The 16,788-nt window shown below is 68.1% G+C and carries 17 protein-coding genes; 9 read left to right on the forward strand and 8 right to left on the reverse strand.

The features are described 5' to 3' along the window. Nucleotides 1–174: 174 nt before the first annotated feature. Nucleotides 175–1,245, forward strand: coding sequence for a universal stress protein (locus VH112_04640; protein ID HEX4539512.1), 1,071 nt, complete (start codon nt 175–177; stop codon nt 1,243–1,245). A gap of 470 nt (nt 1,246–1,715) precedes the next feature. Here the strand turns inward: VH112_04640 and VH112_04645 are convergent, their stop codons facing one another. The 4 genes from VH112_04645 to VH112_04660 all read right to left on the reverse strand — a co-directional run bounded on the left by VH112_04645 (nt 1,716) and on the right by VH112_04660 (nt 4,391). Next, nucleotides 1,716–2,720: a magnesium transporter CorA family protein gene (locus tag VH112_04645; protein ID HEX4539513.1), complete on the reverse strand. Its 1,005-nt coding sequence runs from the start codon at nt 2,718–2,720 to the stop codon at nt 1,716–1,718. Nucleotides 2,721–2,769: 49 nt separating this feature from the next. Next, entirely contained in the window at nt 2,770–3,243 is a 474-nt protein-coding gene (locus VH112_04650) for a thioesterase family protein (protein HEX4539514.1), read from the reverse strand. Between the two features lie 126 nt (nt 3,244–3,369). Then, a complete protein-coding gene (locus VH112_04655) occupies nt 3,370–3,816 on the reverse strand; it encodes a VOC family protein (GenBank protein ID HEX4539515.1) in 447 nt (148 codons plus the stop codon). Nucleotides 3,817–3,914: 98 nt separating this feature from the next. Next, the gene (locus tag VH112_04660) at nt 3,915–4,391 is read right to left on the reverse strand and encodes a hypothetical protein (protein ID HEX4539516.1); all 477 of its coding nucleotides are present in this window, start codon (nt 4,389–4,391) and stop codon (nt 3,915–3,917) included. Between the two features lie 110 nt (nt 4,392–4,501). Between VH112_04660 and VH112_04665 the strand changes: the two genes are divergently transcribed. From VH112_04665 to VH112_04695, 7 genes are all read left to right on the forward strand, one after another. After that, the gene (locus tag VH112_04665; GenBank protein HEX4539517.1) at nt 4,502–6,463 is read left to right on the forward strand and encodes a S9 family peptidase; all 1,962 of its coding nucleotides are present in this window, start codon (nt 4,502–4,504) and stop codon (nt 6,461–6,463) included. A gap of 343 nt (nt 6,464–6,806) precedes the next feature. Continuing rightward, the gene (locus VH112_04670; protein ID HEX4539518.1) at nt 6,807–8,288 is read left to right on the forward strand and encodes an ATP-binding protein; all 1,482 of its coding nucleotides are present in this window, start codon (nt 6,807–6,809) and stop codon (nt 8,286–8,288) included. Nucleotides 8,289–8,291: 3 nt separating this feature from the next. Beyond that, nucleotides 8,292–8,969 carry a response regulator transcription factor gene (locus VH112_04675; GenBank protein ID HEX4539519.1) on the forward strand — a complete coding sequence of 226 codons (678 nt, stop codon included), beginning with the start codon at nt 8,292–8,294 and terminating at the stop codon, nt 8,967–8,969. A 70-nt stretch (nt 8,970–9,039) separates the two neighbouring features. Next, the gene (locus VH112_04680; protein ID HEX4539520.1) at nt 9,040–10,275 is read left to right on the forward strand and encodes a universal stress protein; all 1,236 of its coding nucleotides are present in this window, start codon (nt 9,040–9,042) and stop codon (nt 10,273–10,275) included. 133 nt (nt 10,276–10,408) lie between these two features. Next, complete coding sequence (locus VH112_04685) at nt 10,409–11,125, forward strand: hypothetical protein (GenBank protein ID HEX4539521.1); 717 nt, start codon at nt 10,409–10,411, stop codon at nt 11,123–11,125. A gap of 109 nt (nt 11,126–11,234) precedes the next feature. Beyond that, nucleotides 11,235–11,516 (forward strand): metal-sensitive transcriptional regulator, encoded by a 282-nt coding sequence (locus VH112_04690; protein HEX4539522.1) that lies wholly within the window; start codon nt 11,235–11,237, stop codon nt 11,514–11,516. Then, complete coding sequence (locus VH112_04695) at nt 11,513–12,760, forward strand: permease (protein HEX4539523.1); 1,248 nt, start codon at nt 11,513–11,515, stop codon at nt 12,758–12,760. The genes VH112_04690 and VH112_04695 overlap by 4 nt, the downstream gene beginning before the upstream one ends. Here VH112_04695 and dinB read toward each other — a convergent pair. The 4 genes from dinB to VH112_04715 all read right to left on the reverse strand — a co-directional run bounded on the left by dinB (nt 12,699) and on the right by VH112_04715 (nt 15,737). After that, the gene (dinB, locus tag VH112_04700; GenBank protein HEX4539524.1) at nt 12,699–13,889 is read right to left on the reverse strand and encodes a DNA polymerase IV; all 1,191 of its coding nucleotides are present in this window, start codon (nt 13,887–13,889) and stop codon (nt 12,699–12,701) included. The two genes, VH112_04695 and dinB, sit on opposite strands and share 62 nt — an antisense overlap. A 44-nt stretch (nt 13,890–13,933) precedes the next feature. Continuing rightward, nucleotides 13,934–14,938: a sigma-70 family RNA polymerase sigma factor gene (locus VH112_04705; protein ID HEX4539525.1), complete on the reverse strand. Its 1,005-nt coding sequence runs from the start codon at nt 14,936–14,938 to the stop codon at nt 13,934–13,936. Between the two features lie 40 nt (nt 14,939–14,978). Continuing rightward, a complete protein-coding gene (locus VH112_04710) occupies nt 14,979–15,341 on the reverse strand; it encodes a cupin domain-containing protein (protein ID HEX4539526.1) in 363 nt (120 codons plus the stop codon). 105 nt (nt 15,342–15,446) lie between these two features. Next, nucleotides 15,447–15,737, reverse strand: coding sequence for a hypothetical protein (locus VH112_04715; protein HEX4539527.1), 291 nt, complete (start codon nt 15,735–15,737; stop codon nt 15,447–15,449). A 381-nt stretch (nt 15,738–16,118) separates the two neighbouring features. On the opposite strand from VH112_04715, the gene VH112_04720 reads away from it, so the two are divergent. Further along, nucleotides 16,119–16,788 (forward strand): RNA polymerase sigma factor (locus tag VH112_04720; protein ID HEX4539528.1); only part of this gene is annotated, 670 nt, incomplete at its 3' end.

Here is a 16,788-nt window from a genome sequence, read left to right on the forward strand (position 1 = left end):
GGGTTCCTCGGCTCCGACTACGTGAACGTCCTCGAGCTCAATCAGGCCCTGGCCCAGCTCCGATGACCGGGTGAGGCACGGGTACCGTAGGGACGAGCCCTAGTGACGGAAGTTCGCCATCGGTACCTCCTTCGCCCGCCACGTCGGGCATCGCGCCAGCGCTCTGAGGTCGCCGTGAGCGATCTGCGGGAGCTGGGAGAGCGCGGCCGCGGCGTCCTGCGCGTCTATCTGGGAACCGCCGTCGGCGTCGGCAAGACGTACGCCATGCTCGACGAGGGGTGGCGCCGGGCCCAGGCCGGAGAGGACGTGGTCGTGGGCTACTGGGAGCGCCATGGTCGTCCCGAGACCAAGGCCCAGCACGGAGGCCTGGAGCTCGCGCCCCCTCGGATTGTCACTTACAGGGACACCACCTTCGAGGAGCTCGACGTGGCCGCCGTGATCGCCCGCCACCCGGATGTGGCCCTGGTCGACGAGCTGGCCCACACCAACGTGGCCGATCGTCGCCCTCGCTGGCAGGAGGTTGAAGATCTGCTCAGCGCCGGCATCGACGTGATCACGACGGTAAATGTGGCGAACTTGGACTCGGCGCGTGAATACGCCGCTGAGGTAACGGGCTCGGGAACCGTGGAATGCGTGCCCGACGAGCTGGTCCGTAGCGCCCAGGTCGAGCTGGTCGATCTTCCTCCAGACGTCCTTCGCCAGCGGGTGGCGGCAGGACACGTCTATTCGGCGGCCCAGGTGGGTGGTGCGCTGGCCCATTACTTTCGAGCTGAGAATCTGGCTGCGCTCAGCCAGCTGGCCCGGTCGTGGATGGCGGGCACGCTCGACGAGGAGGGCCCCGCCATCGTGGCCCGCTACACATACGCTTCCCCCAGGCCAGTGGTGATCGCCGGCCTGTCGAGCGCCGACTCCGCCGAGCCGGTTATCCGGCGAGGCGCGGAGCTGGCGGAGTCAGCCGATGCCGACCTGTTGGTGGTCCACGTCGCCGACGGAGCCGCTCGAGGGTCGGCGCACGTCCCCTCCGAGCACCGTGAGCTGGCCCAGTCCCTGGGCGGGAGCTTTGTCGAGGTCCACCGAGAGGACATAGCTGACGCCCTGGCGGCCACCGCAGCGGAACACGGCGCCACGGCTGTGGTCGTCGCCCGGCACCGCTCTCGCTGGGTGGAGATGCTCAGGGGGTCTACCTCTCGCCGCCTGCGACGTCGGCTCCCCGACGTGACCATCGAGGTGGTAGAGCAGGCTTGAGAGCGAGGTCATCACAACGGATTGACAGGGGTTGGCCGACGGTCGCCATTCCCGAACGTCGGTGGCGGCGCCGCGGCCATGGCCGCAGCGACCTGGTCGGCCAGAGCCACAGCCACCAAACGCCGCTCGATGGAGATCGGCAGGCCAGGCGTGGGCGCCAGCACGTACCGACCGAAGTGCGCCCCGCCACTGCACCAGGAGCTCGACCTCTTTCCCCGGCAGGCCCATCTCGTAAACGGGCCAGCGCACGGTGTCCAGCACGATCTCGCCGTCGTGGTCGATTCGTGGCGGATGATGATCGGAGATACTCGGATCGAACCGACAGGTCCGCAAGAGAAGGTGCCGGAGCTCGTAGGCGACGGCAACGGTGATCTGGTCCATGCCTCGTCCCTCGTCCACCAGATCGGCAACACTCGTCCCTACTACTCGTTCACCATCACGCATGCTCTGATGATGGGACGTCTCGTCGCTCAGAACCAGCCCCGCCGCTTGAAGACGGAGAGGAGAACCACAACGGCGATGAGCTCGGTACCGATGCCGACGCCGACGAACGTCTCCCATCGCCCGATGCTCCGGACGAGAAAGCCGAAGTTCTGCCCGAAGAACCCGGTCAGCCAGCTGAGGGGCAGAAAGATCGTCGCGATCACCGCGAGCTGCTTCAGCACTGCGTTCTGCCGATTCGAGACGGTGGAGAGGTAGACGTCCAGTGCGCTCGTGACCAGATCGCGGTAGCTGTCGATCAGATCACTGATTCGGATCAGGTGGTCGTAGACGGCACGAAAGTAGCGTTCATCCTCGTCTGTCAAGCCGGGCAGGTTGGCTACGCCGCCGATTACCTTTGCGAAGGTGTCTCGTTCCGGTGACATCACCTTTCGCATGCCGACGAGCAGACGCTTCATCTGGAAGATCTCCTGGAGCTGGGCGTCGCTTGTCTGCAGGAAGATCTCGTTCTGTAGCTCGTCGATACGGTTGTCAAAGTCGGCGAGCATCGGGAAGAAGCTATCGACGAGTCCGTCGACGATGCGGTAGAGCAGGAGCGACGGACGGCCGATCGGCTCCCCGCGCTCCTGGTACCGCCGACGGACCTCCGCGAATGCGGGGCAGTCGTCCCGATGGACGGTGATGAGGAAGTGCTCGGAGTAGAAACAGTGGACTTCGACAAGCCGGTCTTCGTCGGGTGATGCGCCGTAGAGGACAACGAACGCGAAGTTGTCGTAGTCTTCGATCTTTGGCCGCTGGCCGAAGTGCTCGGAGTCCTCCACGGCAAGCGGGTGGAACCTGAAGACATCGCGCAGAACCGCGAAGTCGGCGGTGCCCGGACGGTCGAGATCGAGCCAGAAGAAGCGCCCCCGTGCGAGTAGCTCCTCCGCCGATCCTCGGTCGAGACGGACCTCCCCGGTGCCGCCGTCGTCGACGACGTAACACGTCATCGTGCCGCTGCTCTTCGACGACGTCGAATCCGCGCCGAGGGCCACCAGGTGAGCGTACTCCCTGGATCGGAAGCCGCCGCGGTATGGCCTCCTCCTAGCCCTTCTGCCGCTGCAGATACGGCGAGAATCGGTCACGAAACTCCTGGGAGACCCGAGAGGGCTTGCCGGTGTCTCGATTGACGAAGAGCCCCAATTGTCGGGCAGCTGCCACCAGCTTGCCGTCCGACGTGATGCGGAAGTCGATGGTCGCCGAGGCGGCCCGCAATTCGACGAGATCCAGGGACATGTGCACGGGGTCGCCGAGGTTGAGCGGGAGCCGGTAGTCGATCTCGGTGCGTATGACGATGGGTGCCAGCCCCGACTCCAAGACGTCGTGGGTCTGAAAGCCTACGTCGTTCAGAAGCTGAATTCGTCCGATCTCGAGCCAGCGGATATAGGTGATGTTGCTGACGTGGCCGGCGAAATCGATATCGAACGTATAGATGTCCAAGTCGATCTCGACGGTGCGATCGGCTGCTGTGGCATCGGCGCGGCCGCCACGACCGGGACCGTCGAAACGCCGGGGCACGGCCGTGAGCCTAGACGCAGATGGTGCTGCTGAGGTTCGGTCGCAGGCGTCCCCCCGAGCCGCGACGCGGTCGCACGGCGCGAGGCTGCCGTGCTGTCCTGGATCCAGGCGGCGGGGAGCGGCGCCTCAGAGGTCCGGGGACTCCTCGGGCGGCCAGTACCGGCGCGACTCCTCGATCGGGCTCATCAGCCCGACGTCGTTACCGTCGGGATCGGCGACGATCGCGTAGCGGGCTCCCCAGAAGGCGTCGAAAGGCGGCTGGCGACCTAGGTGTCCGGCGCCGGTCAGGTCGTGGTAACGCTCGTCCACGGCTGATCGGCTGGGGAGATTGAAGCCGATCACGACGTGGGCGCTCGCCGGGTCCGCCCGCCAGCCAGCATGCCAAAGTGCTGCTGACTCCGCCGTGTCCAGCTCGAGGCTGAAGCCGCTCGGCATGCGCAGTTGCACATGGGCGCCGGGCGCGTCTGCGCCGTCAGGTACCCCGACTCCGAGCCTCCGGTAGAACGCGACGCTAGAGGTCATGTCGCTCACGACGACGTTGAGCATGTGAAGGTCCGGTTCGACGTCGCTCACGCTCCGAAGTCTGACAGCGTCCGGCTCGAACCGCTACCTCCGACTCGAGCTCTCGCCTGGAACAGCGGGACTCGTGTGGCCGTGCGGTGCGCGCTTGCTCAGGTGGAAGGCCGAGGCCGTCCGGGAGCGACCGTTCGCGCCAGGATGCCTAGGGTCGCCCGCAGCCCGCCCTCTGGTATCACCGGGAAGATCTTTGCGTCTTTCCAACTCTGCTCAGCAGAGGACCAGTCGTAGTACGAGGTGACCAGCGTGCCTTGTTCGATCGGCTCGAGCTTGTAGCCGTAAATGTGGCCAAGGTTGAGCTGGCCCTCGATCGTCCAGGCGATCTCTCGATCGGGATCAAATCTGACAATCCTCACGGTCACGTCATAGAGACCCAGCGGGTAGTCGTTGAGCGCCTCTCGGTCCATGTGCACGACGAATGTGTCGCCCACAGCACTGACAAGCTCACCCGTGGCTCCCATCAGCATCCCCGCGCTGTCGATGGTTACATGACCCTGAGGGTCGCTCAGTATCCGGAAGATGGGGGCAGGCTCCGAGGCGATCGCCCGTTGGACCTCGATCCGTTCTGTCATCCGGGCAATTCTCGCACGCCGCTCATTCTTCGGCTGCCAGTCGGGGAGCTACGGGTGCGAAGATGGCGCCGCCAGTCGCCGACCGGTCGGGCTCTCCTAGGATCTTGCCTATGACTGTGGCGCCGTACGGCTCGTGGCCGTCCCCGGTTACCTCATCGTGGTTGGTCGAAGCGGTCGTGGGTCTCAGCTACCCACTCGTCAGCGACGCCACGGTGGCCTGGACCGAGTCTCGGCCCAGTGAGGGAGGCCGGCAGGTCCTGGTGCGCCGCACCGGGGATGGGCAGGTGGCCGACGTCCTACCTGAGGGCTACTCCGCTCGCACGCTGGTCCACGAGTACGGCGGGCTCTGCACGGCGGTCGTGGGTGGCACCGCGCTGTTCTCGAATTTCTCCGACCAGCGGGTGTGGCGCGTCGACCCTGGTGGTGTGCCGATCCCGGTGACCCCGGAGCCGACGGTGTCACTGGGGGATCGGTACGCAGACTTCCGCATCTCACCGGACGGTCACTGGGTCGTGGCGGTCCGAGAGCGTCATCCTGGCGGTTCCCCCGAGGACGTCCGGGACGTGGTCAACGAGGTGGTGGCGTTCCCAATTGACGGATCAGCTCCCCCTCATGTCCTCGCTGGGGGCCGGGACTTCTTCAGCGCGCCGCGGCTGAGCCCCGACGGGCAGCGGCTCGCCTGGCTGGCCTGGGACCACCCCAACATGCCTTGGGACGGCACCGAGCTCTTCGTCGCCGATCTCAGCCCCGGGATGGCACCGGGCCCGGCCCGGCTGGTCGCCGGAGGACTGGACGAGTCGGTCAGCCAGCCCCAGTGGAGCCCCGGAGCAGTGCTGCACTTCGTGTCGGATCGGACAGGCTGGTGGAACATCTACGCCGACGAGGGGGACGAGGGCCGGCCGCGGTGTCCTCGGGACGCCGAGTTCGGAGGACCGGACTGGGTCTTCGGACAGTCGAGCTACACCTTCTTGGCTGACGGCCGCCTCGTGGTCACCTGGTCGGAGCGCGGCCAGGGTCACCTCGGAGAGGTGGATGCCGGAGGGCTGCGAGAGATCGCGACGCCCTACGACGCATTTTCCGGGCTCGTCGCTCAGGGCGACGAAGTCGTGGCGGTGGCGGGCTCACCGACCGAGTCTCCCGCCGTCGTACGCATCTCCGTGCCCGACGGGTCAGCCCAGATCCTGAGGCGAAGCCGGGAGCGAGTAGTGGACTCCGGCTACGTGTCGGTGCCTCGGCCCGTCGAGTTCCCGACCGGCGGCGGGCTCACCGCCCACGCCCTCTTCTATCCGCCGGCGAACCGCGACGTCCAGGGTCCGCCCGACGCGAAGCCGCCGCTGGTCGTCATGAGCCACGGCGGGCCGACCGCCGCCACGTCATCCGTCCTCAACCTGACTGTCCAGTACTTCACCAGCCGAGGAATGGCCGTTGTGGACGTCAACTACGGCGGCAGCACGGGCTACGGACGCGCCTACCGCCAGCGCCTACGCGACCAGTGGGGGATCGTCGACGTCGACGACTGCGTGAACGCGGCTCTCTGGCTGGCGGACGAGGGGGAGGTCGACCGCCGGCGCCTTGCCATTCGCGGGGGAAGCGCCGGGGGCTACACCACGCTTGCTGCGCTGACGTTCCGAGACGTCTTCGCGGTGGGCGCCAGCCACTATGGCGTGGCCGACGCCGCCGCCCTCGCCCGGGAGACCCACAAGTTCGAGTCGCGCTACCTCGACGGGCTCATCGGACCATGGCCCGCAGCCGAGCCGCTATACGCAGAGCGGTCCCCGATCCACCATACGGACCGCCTGAACTGCCCGCTCATCCTCTTCCAGGGGGCCGAGGACAAGGTCGTGCCGCCTGACCAAGCGGTCACGATGGCCAACGCCCTGAAGGCCAAGGGCCTCCCGTTCGCGCTGCTGATCTTCGACGGCGAGCAGCACGGCTTCCGCAAGGCGGAGACGATCACCAGGGTGATCGAGGCCGAGCTCTGGTTCTACGGAAGGGTGCTCGGGTTCGAACCGTCCGACACCATCGAGCCGGTGCCGATCGAGAACGAGGCGGCGCTGAAGACCTCGTTCTGAGCCATCGTCGAGCGCCATACAGATAGTCGATTGCCGTCGACCGGTGGTTCCGAGCCGGGTTTGCGCTGACGGGTGAGCGCCACCCGCTGCGGTCGGATCGAAGCCGGGACGAGCTGCGAATGATCCTGGCGCTGGACGCGCGGGGCGGTGGCTGAGAGGCCGACTGGGTCGTGGCGGGCTCGGCGTGGAGCGCGTCGTGGCGTGACCGGCTGGCCGTCGGGCGGGGCCGGCCATCGGGCGGACCGCGGACCCCGGCTGAGGTGGTCAGGGACCCGGAAACGGCCGAGCGCCGGTAGCCTCGAAGGACCGAGATGCTCGAGCTCGACCACATGGACCAGGCACCGTGACCTCCGTTCGTCGCAGCCTGGCTGGCTCGTTCGTCTCGATCGTGCTGGTCGTGGCGCTGGGAGCGATGCTGTTCCCGTTCCGGAGCCACCTGAGCGTCGCGACCGCGGGGCTCGTGCTCGTCGTGCCGGTCGTTGCCGGCGTGGTGATTGGCGGGTTCGTCGGCGGATTGGTCGGTTTGACCGCCGGCTTCGTCGTCTACGACGTCGTCTTCATTCCGCCCTACTACAGCTTGCGGGTTGGCACCGCCGACAACTGGGCCGCGCTCGGGGTCTACGCGGTCGTGATGGTCCTGGTGGCCCAGGTCGTCGCCCGATTGGGCTCGACCCGCAAAGAGGCGCAACGGCGGGCCGAGGAGGCGCGCCGGCTCTTCGAGCTGTCCGAGCTGCTCGTCGGCGACAAGGCCACGGCCGACCAGTTCGAGACGATCGTGACCACGGTGCGGCTCGCATTCGACCTGCCAAGCGCCGCCCTCCTCGTCCCGAGGGACGACCGCCTGCAGGTCGTAGCGTCCACGGGCGAACCCCTCTCGGAGGACGACCTCGGCCGGCTGGCCCCTTCTTCGGGGCGCCCTGTCAGCCTCGGCGCCGCCGTGCCGGCGCGGGACCAGTTGCAAGCCATCGCCTTGTCGGTGTCCGAGCGTCCGGTCGGGCTGCTGGCTGTGCGAGGACTCCCGCCTGCCGGCGCCGACCGGGTGCTGCTCCGCACCTTCGTCAACCATCTGGCGCTGGCGCTCGAGCGGGCCCAGCTCCGCGAGCAGGCGGTCAAGGCCGAGCTGCTCGAGGAGGTCGACAGGCTGAGGCGTTCGCTCGTGAGCGCGGTCTCCCACGACCTGCGCACCCCGCTGGCGACCATCAAGCTCTCCGCCTCGAACCTGATCGATCCCAGTGTCAGCTTCTCCGGTGAAGACTCCCGCGAGCTGCTCGGGCTCATCGACCTCCAGGCCGATCGGCTGGACAGGCTGGTCGCCAACCTGCTCGACATGACCCGCATCCAGGCGGGGGCGCTGGACCCCCATAGGGAACCGGTGGCGGTGGCCAATCTCGTCTCGGAGGCCCTTGCGTCAGTCGGGCCGTCGGTCGGTCCTGGCCGCGTCCGGTGGATGGCTTCAGAGGCCCTTCCCCTTGTCGACGTCGACCGGATCTTGATGTGTCAGGTGCTGGCCAACCTCATCGAGAATGCCGCCCGACACGGTCCCGAGGACACCGACATCACGGTAGCGGCCGCCCCCAACGGCCATGGCCAGGTACGGATCGCGGTCGGCGACTGTGGACCGGGCGTTCCCATCGAGGAGCGTTCGAGCATCTTCGAGCTGTTCAACCGGAGAGAGGCCGGCGGACGCGCAGGCATCGGTCTCGCCATCGCCAAGGCGTTCGTCGAGGCTCACGGTGAGCGGATCTGGGTCGAGGGAGCACCGGGCTCGGGCGCCCGCTTCGTGTTCAACCTGCCGGCTTCGTCCCTCCCGGCGGAGACCGCCTGAGCCGTGGCCCGGGTGCTCGTCGTGGACGACGACCGATCGCTGCTCAGGGTCCTGCGGCTCAGCCTTCCCGCCCGAGGCCACGAGGTGCTCGCTGCCGCGAGCGGCCAGGAGGGCCTGTCCAGGGCGGCTGTGGACTCCCCGGACGTCCTCGTGCTCGACCTCGGCCTTCCCGACCTCGACGGCCTCGAGGTGTGCCGCCGGATCCGTCAATGGAGCCAGGTCCCCATCATCGTGCTCTCGGCCACGGGCAGCGAGGATCGCAAGGTGGCGGCACTGGACGGTGGCGCCGACGACTACGTCACCAAGCCCTTCGGAATGGCCGAGCTCGACGCTCGGATCCGAGCTGCCCTGCGTCACGCCCGGCCGGCCACCCTCGGCGAACAGGCCGAGCTGGCAGTCGGGTCCCTGGAGCTCGACCTCGTGCACCATGAGGCTCGGTCCGCCGGTCGACCGCTCGATCTCACCGCCAAGGAGTTCGACCTCCTGGCCTTCCTGGCCCGCCACGCGGGCAAGGTGTGCACCCACCAGATGATCCTCCAGGAGGTGTGGGGGGCGGGCTACGGGAGCGAGGCGCAGTACCTCCGTGTCTACGTGCACCGGCTTCGTCACAAGCTGGCTGACCGGGACGGAAGCCTCCTGCGCACCGTCCCGGGCGTCGGGTACGCCCTGGGCTCGAACTGAGATCTGCCTCCCAGGCCCGTCAGCTGGCGAAGGAAAGGCCCGCCTGGAACCGTACGATGGAAGGAGTGCCATGACTGACCGTTCCCTCCAGACATCTCTCGGGCCAACCCCGGCCGGCGATGCGGGACTGGCCGCGCGGGAGAGCTCGGAGGAGGCGGCCGTTGTTGCTCCAGCCGGGCACTTTCGGATCTACCTGGGGGCGGCGGCCGGGGTCGGGAAGACCTTCGCCATGCTCGACGAGGGCCACCGCCGCCACGACCGGGGCACCGACGTTGTCGTGGGGTTTGTCGAGACGCACGGGCGACAGCACACCCAGGAGCGGCTCGACGGTCTGGAGGCCGTTCCGCGGACCTCTTACGATTACCGAGGGTGCCACTTCGAGGAGATGGACCTCGACGGCGTGCTCGCCCGCCACCCCCAGGTCGCGCTCATCGACGAGATCGCGCACACGAACGTCCCCGGCTCGGGTCGCAACGAGAAGCGCTGGCAGGACGTCTTGGAGATCCTCGACGCAGGGATCGATGTGATCACCACCGTCAACATCCAGCATCTGGAGAGCATCGCCGACGCCGTGGAGCGCATGACCGGCGTGGCGGTTCGCGAGCGGGTGCCCGACTGGGTCATACGCAAGGCCAACCAGATCGAGCTCGTCGACTCCTCCCCGGAGTCCCTGCGCCGTCGGATGCTTCACGGGAACATCTATCCGAAGGAGAAGGTGCCTCTGGCCCTCACTCACTTCTTCCGGACCGAGAACCTGGTCGCTCTTCGCGAGCTGGCGCTGCGCTTCGTGGCCGATGCCACGGAGAAGGAGCTGCTCGACTACCTCCGACGCTATGAGGTGAGCTCGGTCTGGGAGACGACGGAGCGCATCATGGTCGGTGCGACAGGTGCACCGGGGACCGATGCGATCATGCGCCGGGCCGCGCGCATGGCGGCGAGGGTCCACGCCGAGCTGTACGTCGTGCATGTCACAAGGGGTGACGGGGCCGGGCAGTCCGACCGCAAGGCGTCGGAGCAATTGCGCAAACTGGCCGTCGACCTCGGCGCCCATTGGGACGAGGTGCTGGCCGAGGATCCGGCCCACGCCCTGATCGAATATGCCCGCAGGCACCAGATCACCCAGATCGTCCTGGGCTCGAGCCGAGGGACCCGCTGGGATGAGCTCACGAAGGGTTCAGTCGTGAAGCGGATCCTGCGCGAGGCCGCTGACGCTGATACCGATGTGCACGTGATCGCCCGGCGAGACGTCAGCCCGAGCGCCGCCGGCTCCCTCGAGGTGACGGGCGAGACGGTCGAGGACGCCTGATCCTCGACCGGCAGGCCGGTTCAGGGGGCGCCGTCCGGAGGGGAGAAAGCCTGGTTGAGGGTGCGGTGACCCCGACCGAGGAGCCTGCACCCGATCACGGCAGTGCCCGATCTGTGGGTAGCATCGTCGGGTCATGGTCAAGCGTTCACCTGGAAAGCGGGTCGCTCGCGCCGCCGCCACGGGCGGGGGGCGTACGAAGCGGGGCAAAGCGCCGATCGGCTTCTACACGGTGCTGGCTCTTATCGTGGTCCTGGGCGCGGCGACGGTCGGCTACAGCAGGTATCAGCGGATGCATCCTGCCAGCGCGTCGACCTCCTCCAACAAGTCCAGCTCGCCGACGACCGATCCATTGAAGGCACCGGTCCTGGCGTCAACCCAAGCTCAGGCGAACGGCCAGCCCGTGGACGGCATCGCCTGCCAGACGGGTGAGCAGCTCGCCTATCACATCCATGCGCACATTGCCGTCTACTCGAACGGTGCGCTGCGGGCTGTCCCTAGGGGAATCGGCATCACGCCACCTACCACCGAGCAGAGCTCCTCAGAGGGTCCGTTTATCGCGTCGGGTGGATGCTTCTACTGGCTGCACAGCCACACTCAGGACGGTGTGATCCACATCGAGTCGCCGACCCCGAAGATCTACACCCTTGGGAACTACTTCGACATCTGGCAGCAGCCCCTGAGCTCGACTCAGGTGAGCACGGCCCTGGGCAATGTCGTGGCCTATGTCAATGGCAAGCAGTACAAGGGCGATCCGCGGTCGATTCCACTCAATGCCCATGCCGTGATCCAGCTCGACGTCGGCTCTCCGACCGTCCCGCCCAAGTCGTTCACCTTCCCGCAGGGCCTGTAGAGCACCTCGCCCAGCACCGGCTTCCTCGCGCCGACCTTCGGGTCCTCTATACCGTACCGGGGTATGCTGTACGTCCCTTGGAGAGCACGTCAGTGCGGAGGGGAGCGACATGGCCGGGTACGCAGACAACAAGGAGCGGGTGAGGACGCGCCTCCGGCGGGTCGAGGGCCAGGTTCGAGGCCTCCAGCGCATGGTGGACGAGGATGCCTACTGCATCGACGTGCTCACCCAGGTGTCGGCCGCCACCCGGGCCCTCCAGGGGGTGGCCCTCGAGCTGCTCGGTGATCACCTCGCCCATTGCGTGCAGGACGCGGTAGCCAGCGGAGGGCCGCAGGCCCAGGCCAAGGTGCAGGAGGCCACTGAAGCCATCGAGCGACTCGTCCGGTCATGATCGTCGGGGCGAGCGTCCTCAGCGGGATCGGTCACGCCCTGAGCCTGGCCGGGTCCATGACCTGGGAGATCCTGTGGGCGCTCATCCTCGGGTTCGCGCTTGCCGCCGTGGTGCAGTCGGTCGTGCGCAAGAGCGAGGTGGTCAGGCTGCTGGGAGACGACCGCCCGAGGACCCTCGCTGTGGCAACGGGTCTGGGCGCCGCGTCGTCCTCCTGCTCGTATGCGGCCGTGGCGCTGGCCCGAGCGCTCTTCCGCAGGGGGGCCAGCTTCACGGCGGCCATGGCCTTCGAGATCGCGTCCACCAACCTGGTCGTGGAGCTGGGCATCATCCTGGCCCTGCTCATCGCCTGGCAGTTCACCGTGGCCGAGTTCGTGGGCGGGCCGATCATGATCGTGCTGCTGGCGGTGGCGTTTCGCCTGTTCCTACGCAAGCGCCTGCTCGACCAGGCGCGCGAGCAGGCCGAGCGCGGCCTGGCCGGGTCCATGGAGGGACACGCGGCCATGGACATGAGCATCAAGGCCTCGGGTCCGATCTGGCGGCGACTCCGCACGCCGGGCGCCACGACCGCGGTCTCGCACATCTTCGTCATGGAGTGGGCGGCGGTGATCAGAGACATCGTCCTGGGCCTGCTCATCGCCGGGGCCATCGGGGCGTGGGTCCCTGACTCGTTCTGGCGCCACTTCTTCCTCACCAGCCACCCGCTGGCCGCCAAGCTCTGGGGTCCGGTGATCGGTCCTGTGGTGAGCGTGTTCAGCTTCGTCTGCTCGATTGGCAACGTGCCGCTGGCCGGAGTGCTCTGGAACGGCGGGATCAGCTTCGGCGGCGTCGTGGCGTTCATCTTCGCTGATCTCATCATCCTGCCCATCCTCAACATCTACCGGAAGTACTACGGCACCCGCATGATGCTCTTCATCCTCGGGACCTTCTACGCCACAATGGTCCTCGCCGGGTACACCATCGAGTTCCTCTTCGGTGCTGTGGGGCTCATTCCCAGTGGTCGACACGCCAAGGTCGTGGAAGCGTCGATCACCCTCAACTACACCACCGTCCTCAACGTCGTCTTTCTCATTCTCGCTGCAGTCCTCGTCTATGAGTTCATCCGCACTGGAGGCATTGCGATGATGCGGATGATGGGAGGCGCGCCCGAGGAGGCGGTCGGCGTGGGCCAACCTGGGGCACGCGTCAGTCGGGGAGGAGCGGCACCGAGAGGCCAGGGTCGCGGCCCAGCAGCACCGCCCGGGTGATGGCCGCCGAACCGAACCGGTCACGCACTTCGTCGAGTGCGGTGTCGAGGGTGTTGCCGAGATGCCGTCCGAACGGCAGTGGTAGCTGGACGGCCCCGCCATCGTGGAGGTCGCCGACGGCAATCCCGACGAGGGTGAGGCCCTGACGGTCGATCAGCGGCATGGCCGCGCGCTGGAGCGCTCTCACGGTCGCCAGGATCGTCTGCGTCTCGGCGGTCGCCCGCTCGAGCGTGTGGGACCGCGTGGCCCGTGAGAAGTCGTCGAAGCGCAACCGGAGCACGACGGTGCGGCCGACCCGCCCGGAGGCCCGCAACCGACGAGTGACGCGGTCGACGAGGCCGACCATGGTGGCATCGAGGGCGTCGGGCGAGGTCGGCGGGCGTCCCAGTGCCCGCTGCGAACCGATCGAGCGTCGCCGGCGGCCAACTTCCACAGGGCGGGGATCGCGGTCGTGGGCGAGGTCGTGGAGGTGCCGGCCCGACGCTCGCCCTAGCATCGACACGAGCGCGTCCTGGCCGAGCTGGGCAACCTCGCCGACCGTCGCCACGCCGCGCTGGCGGAGCTTGTCCGCGGTCACTGGGCCGACGCCCCACAGCCGTTCGACTGGGAGCGGATGAAGGAAGGCCAGCTCGCCGCCGTGCGGCACGACCAGGAGACCGTCGGGCTTGGCCACGGCGCTCGCCACCTTGGCCAGGAACTTCGTCCTGGCCACACCGACGGTGATCGGCAGTCCGACGCGATCGCGGACGTCGGTCCGCAGGCGCACGGCGATCTGGGTCGGGGTGCCCGAGATCCTCCGCAGCCCGCCGACGTCGAGGAACGCCTCGTCGATGGACAACCCTTCGACCAGGGGGGACGTCTGGTCGAAGACCCGGAACACGGCCTTGCTGGCCTCGGCGTAGGCCGACATCCGCGGCTCGACCACGATTGCCCGGGGGCAGAGCCGGCGGGCCAGGGCGCCGCCCATTGCCGTGCGGACGCCGTATGCCTTGGCCTCGTAGCTCGCTGCCAGCACGACCCCCTTCCCGACGATGACCGGGCGGGCCCGCAGCCGGGGGTCGTCACGCTGCTCGACGGACGCGTAGAAGGCGTCGAGATCGGCGTGCAGCATCGGCCCCTCGCCGGACACGAACACATGTTCCCATACCCGCGGGGGTGGCCGCAGGCGACGACCTAGTGCTCGAGGCGCGCAGGCAGGCCGAAGGCCTCGAAGATCTCGGGGTAGAGGAAGTGATGGAGCCCGGTGATCCGGCCGTCCGCGGTCTCGATCACCTGAAGGGCGAATGGTTCGTGAGTGCTGGGCCCGGTGCGCTTGTAGGCGCCGAACGCCGGGCACCCGTTGGCGGAGGTGGACAGCAGGCGGGAGTCGCGGCACCCGATCCCCTGGCCGAGGTACCACCGGCCGATCTCCACTGGTCCGCGCAACCAGAGGGCAAACGGCGGCATCGTGAAGGCGGCCTCATCGTGGAGGAGTCGCACGATGGAGGACACGTCGTAGCGCTCGAACGCCTCCACGTAGCGGGCGAGCAGCTCCCGCTGCTCGGGGTCGACCTGGTTCGGACCTGTCGTGTCGTCCAGGCCGAGCGTGGCGATGGTGGCTCGCGCCCGCTGGAGGGCGCTGTTGACCGACGCGACGCTCGTGTCGAGCAGCTCGGCCACCTCGTCAGCGTGCCAGCGGAGCACCTCCCGGAGGACCAGCACCGCCCGCTGGCGGGGCGGCAGGTGCTGGAGGGCGGCCACGAAGGCCAGACGGACCGACTCGCGGGATGCCGCCAGCTCGGCCGGATCACCGTCGGACGGCAGGATCCGGGCGTCGGCCACGGGCTGGACCCACGCATGCTCGGGCACGACTGGTCCAAGGGACGAATCCGCCGGCGCCGACGGACCGAGGTCCATCGGTCGTGCCCGGCGCTGCGGTCCGCGCGCCATGTCGAGACACACATTGGTGGCGATTCGATAGAGCCACGAGCGCAGGGCCGAACGCCCCTCGAAGCGGTCGAGGTGCTGCCAGGCCCGGACCATCGTCTCCTGCACGGCGTCCTCGGCCTCGAAACCGGATCCGAGCATCCGGTAGCAGTAGCCGGTCAGCTCGCGGCGATGAGCCTCGAGGTCGGCCGCGACAGCGTTCGCTCCCGGACGGCCCTGGTCGGTATCGACGACTGGCGGACGGCTCGGCACCGGCCGAGAGCGTAGCGAAATCGGTGGTCGCTCTGCTGCGTCAGCGCTTGGCGTAGTCGGCGTAACCCTGCCAGTCGATGACCACGCACGGCTCGTCCCCGACGATCCAGGCGTCATGACCAGGAGGGCACATCATGAAATCGCCCGGCCCGAAGTCCATCTCCTCGCCATCGTCCATCACGATCTTCATGCGTCCGGAGATGAAATAGCCAGTGTGGGCGGCTTGGCAGCTATCGGTCTTGGCGATCGGCTTGACGTGCTTGGACCACTGCCACCCGGGCTGGAACGTCGCCCGACCGACGCCGCCACCCTCCAGGTTGACCAGGTCCAGCTGGCCCGAGCCTGCCTCGAACGGGCGGGTCTCTTCGGGTGCGTCCAGGCTCATGCGAACCATTCGTGCCATGTCCTCGCCTCCCCACGATCGGACTGGCCACCAGTATGCCCAATCCCGGGAAGAGCTGCTCAGGGATCGGGCTCCCCGAGGCGAGGCGGCGGAGGTCGACGGGCCTCAGGAAGGGCCCTGATCGATCACCGAGAACGAGACCGCGCCCTGCGGGTCGACCTCGGCGTCGAGGGTCTTGTCGTCCAGCGCCTGTGCCGCACTCGGCTCCAGGAACACCTCGCCGTCCTCGATGGGCACGACCTGGTCGTCCTGCTCCGGTCCGGGCGCCACGCTCAGAGCGAACGCCCCTTCGGGCTCGTCGGCGGGCGCGATGCGAAGACCGGCGCCACCAGTCGCGTTGCTGCTGGCAACGAGCTCCCGGATCACCAGCGATGCGGAGGATGTCACGTCAAGCACCGAAGCCGCCTCCTTCGATCGAGTCGGATCTGTCAGTTGTTCCCGTCCTGAGCGTGGGAAAAACACCGGTAGGGGGTGGGTGCTGGCAGGCGTCCCGCCCAGCTCCGGGCAGATCGTGGCACCGGGCTCCGGCCAACCCCTCTGACCAGGAACGGGGCGCCGCCGCTGCCGTTCCTCGAGCCGGGTGTGACGTCGGAACCCCTCGAGCGGGTGAGCAGGCTCACCGGTTGATTCCGGGCATGCGTGGGTATGACAATGCGCCCATGCACGAGCTGGGGTTGTGTTGGAAGATGTCCACGCTCGCCCGGGCGGTCGATGGGCGCGGGCAGACGCGGCGGACCGGGCAGCTCAGGCTGTGGCGGGGTCGGACGAGCCTCCTCGATGGCTGAGCGGGTGGCGCCACTGGGCGGCGCCGCGGCCGACTCCCTCGATCAGGTCGACATCGACGGTGACCGGGAGCTGGTCGACCGGTTCCAGCTGGGCGACGAGACGGCTTTCGCCGAGCTCTACAGCCGGCATTATCGGCGCCTCTTCCGGTCGTGTCTCCGGTGTCTCGGTGATCCGGCGACGGCCGAGGACGCCGCCCAAGAGGCGTTCGCCAAGGCGCTCCGGGCTCTTCCGAACCTGAACGGGGAGCGGCGCTTCTACCCGTGGTTGAGCGTGATCGCCAAGCGGGTCTGCGTCGACATCCACCGTCACCGCGCCCGCAGCCAGCCGGCCGAGAGCATCGACCCCGGCGCCACGGCCGACGGAGACCAGGCCCTCCTCACTTCGATAGATGCGAATGCGGTCCAGGACGCGCTCGGACGCCTCACGAGTCGCCACCGAGATGTGCTCCACCTCCGGGAGTACGAGGGATGGTCCTACCGCCGCATCGCCTCTCATTACGGCGTACGGATCGCCGCCGTGGAGACGCTGCTCTGGCGGGCCCGGAGAGCGCTGCACCGCGAGCTCACCATGGCCGGATACGAGCGTCGAGCACTCGTCAGCCTCCCGGTTGCCGGCTGGGCGTACCGCCGGCTCGGGTCGATCCGGGCCCGGATCGAGGAGT

It is taken from the genome of Acidimicrobiales bacterium (genome assembly GCA_036270875.1).
GTDB lineage: Bacteria > Actinomycetota > Acidimicrobiia > Acidimicrobiales > AC-9 > AC-9.